The sequence below is a fragment of the Arthrobacter sp. CAL618 genome (assembly GCF_000468215.1).
In the GTDB taxonomy this organism is placed as follows: Bacteria; Actinomycetota; Actinomycetes; order Actinomycetales; family Micrococcaceae; genus Arthrobacter_D.
Genome location: NZ_ASZW01000105.1, coordinates 4,897 through 7,471, shown reverse-complemented (window position 1 = coordinate 7,471; position 2,575 = coordinate 4,897). Strand labels below are relative to the sequence as shown.

General features: G+C 66.5%; 3 protein-coding genes. All 3 read right to left on the bottom strand.

Features of this window, described 5'->3' with window-relative positions:
• The coding region (locus K728_RS22340) for an FAD-dependent oxidoreductase (RefSeq protein WP_272944183.1) at positions 1–687 on the bottom strand (687 nt) is incomplete at its 3' end.
• Complete coding sequence (locus K728_RS0106795) at positions 680–1,399, bottom strand: methyltransferase domain-containing protein (protein WP_019483867.1); 720 nt, start codon at positions 1,397–1,399, stop codon at positions 680–682. The genes K728_RS22340 and K728_RS0106795, both read right to left, overlap by 8 nt.
• On the bottom strand, positions 1,400–2,530 hold the full coding sequence (locus tag K728_RS0106790) for a type III polyketide synthase (protein WP_024476268.1): 1,131 nt from the start codon (positions 2,528–2,530) through the stop codon (positions 1,400–1,402).
• Positions 2,531–2,575 lie beyond the last annotated feature (45 nt).

Here is a 2,575-nt window from a genome sequence, read left to right as displayed (position 1 = left end):
GTCGGGGGTCGGCGAGGCGACCAGCGAGGACGTCCGCACCACCCAGCGCCGCACCCCGTCCGGTAGCGGGAAGGACTCGACAATCCCGCCCGGCTCCAGATACAGCACCGCCGTCGACCGGTCCGCCGACGAGTCAGCAAAGTCGCCCATCAGGTAGGTGTCGGGGTACCGCTGCAGCGACGCGGGGATCCCGGCGCTGGACCGCACGGTGCTCTTGCCGCCGTCGGCCCCAATGACGAGCCGCGCCTGCAGCACCTCACCGGTTGACGTGGTCACCAGCATTGACGCCCCAATGTCATGGACCGCGGTGACCGTCACGCCCCGGCAGAACACACCGGGTGCGACGGCGGCAAAGCGGGTTTCCAGCACCTGCTCGGTCCGGATCTGCGGTACCGCAAGCACAAACGGGTAGTCGCATTCCAGGCCCGCGAAGGACAGGCGGGTCACGTCGCTGCCAGCGCTGCGGGCAACCCCCGCACCGATCCTGACGCCGCGGCTGATCAGCTCATCGGCCACCCCGGCCTGGGCGAGTGACGCCAGGGCCGGCGGGTGGATGCCAATGGCTCGCGAGTGGCCGCTCCGGGTGGTCCGCTGCTCCAGGACCAGCACCTCCAGCCCGGCCTGGCGGAGCAGGATTGCCGCGAAGAGGCCCACCGGACCGCCGCCCACGACGATGACGTCATGCATGGGGCGCCCGGTGAACCAGCAGGTTGTGGGAGGGGAACCTCGCTGTGACCTCCCAGCCGGGCGGGGCGACGGACGCCAATTCGGCGGCGGTATAGCTGCGGCGGATCGAGGTCAGCCCGTCTTGCCGGATCAGGGAGCGGCGGAGCGGAAGAGTGCCGAGGGAAAACAAGAGGTAGCCCAACCGGCTACGTTCAATGTCGTTGTGCAGGGTGATCCCGCTACTCAGCTGCTCCGAGTCGGCCAGCAACGACTGCAGTTGTTCCGGCGCCAGATGGTGCAGCAGGTGGTTGGACGTCACGACGTCGAACTTCAGCCCCTCGGCCACCAGATCGGTGCTGAACGCGCGCCGGAACTTCAGCCCCAGCACGGGCGGCTGCGAGGTCGCGAACGCGTGCGCCCGGTCGTCGGGGTCGATGCCCAGTATCGAGAGTTGCAGGCCATCCCGGGCCGCCCAGCGGGCGAACGCCCGCGGCATGTCCCCGCCACCAGACCCGATATCGAGCAGGGTGCTGGGCCGCGACGGTGACAGTCGGGGGCGGATCTGTGCCGACCAGGTGCGTCGCCAGCCAGCGACCGTCGCGTTGATCAACCCGAACTGTGAGTAGGTCCGGTCCAGCAGGACCGGGTCGCAATCCGGCTTGTCCATCTCCTCCACCGCATCAGCGTCGCGGTGCGCGAGGAAACCGTTCTCGCGGAGAGCGGGGAACTGCACTCAGGGACCCACCTTGGTGAACAGTGCGGTTTCCACCGTCAGGCCGGGGCCGAACGCCATTGAGCAGATCCGCTCGTCGGCGCCGTCAAAGGGCTGCTCCAGAATGTGCTTCAACACGAACATCACGGTGGCGCTGCTCATGTTGCCGTAATCGCGGAGGGTTTCCCGCGCCGGCACCAACTGGTCCTCCTTCAGGTCCAGTTTGGCCTCCACCTTGTCCAGGATGCTCCGCCCGCCCGGGTGGATCGCCCAGTGCTCAATGTCCTTGTACTGCTTGTCGGCGAGGGTTTCGTCGCGGGCCAGCAACGGCTCCAGCGCCCCCACAATATGCTCATCGATGATGTGGGGCACGTAGGTGCCGAGCACCATCTCGAACCCTTCGTCCCCGATGTTCCACGCCATTGACTCCTCGCCGACGGGTGTCAGGACCGTCTCGAAGAAATCCAGGCTCAGGGCGGGCGCGGTGGCCTCGTATTCCCGTGCACTGATCACTGCCGCTGCCGCGCCGTCGGCGAACAGCGACGACCCAACAATGGTGTCAGGGTTGTTGGAAGACCTGACGTGCAGGGAGCACAGTTCGGCTGCGACCACCAGGACGACTGCGTCCGGCTCGGCCTCACAAAAGGACTTGGCGGCCCGCAGGGCGGGGAAGGCGGCGTAGCAGCCCATGAAGCCGAGGTGGTAGCGCTGCACGGCCGGGCTCAGCCCGAGCGCGCGAACCACCTTGTAATCCGGTCCGGGGTTGAAAAAGCCGGTGCAGGAGACGGTGATGACGTGCGTGACATCAGCCGGTTCAATGCCCTCGGCGGCTGTCAGGGCCTTGTCGGCTGCCTCGACGAACAGCTTGGTGCCCTCTTCCGCGTACACCTCATTGCGCACCTTGGTGCTGGGGGACAGGATGCGCCGTTCAGCGGAATCGAAGAAGACCGGGTTCTCGGACGGGGCGTCCAGGGTCATTTCCTTCACCGCGGTGTACCGGGTGTTGATTCCCGAGGAGTCGAAGGCCGCGCCGACCAGACGCGTCCCGAGCCGGTTCAGTCCCGGCTGCGCAGCGAAGACGTCCCTCACATCCGACTGCACCATAACGGTCTCAGGAACTGCGGTTTCTAGGGACCTCATGATTACTGTCATAGTTCATTCTTAGGGACGGGTGCCGGTAAATACAATGAGCGCCCG

Excerpts from the sequence above, each read along its gene's own strand:
- K728_RS0106790 (WP_024476268.1), bottom strand. The coding sequence starts at position 2,530 with ATGACAGTAATCATGAGGTCCCTAGAAACCGCAGTTCCTGAGACCGTT.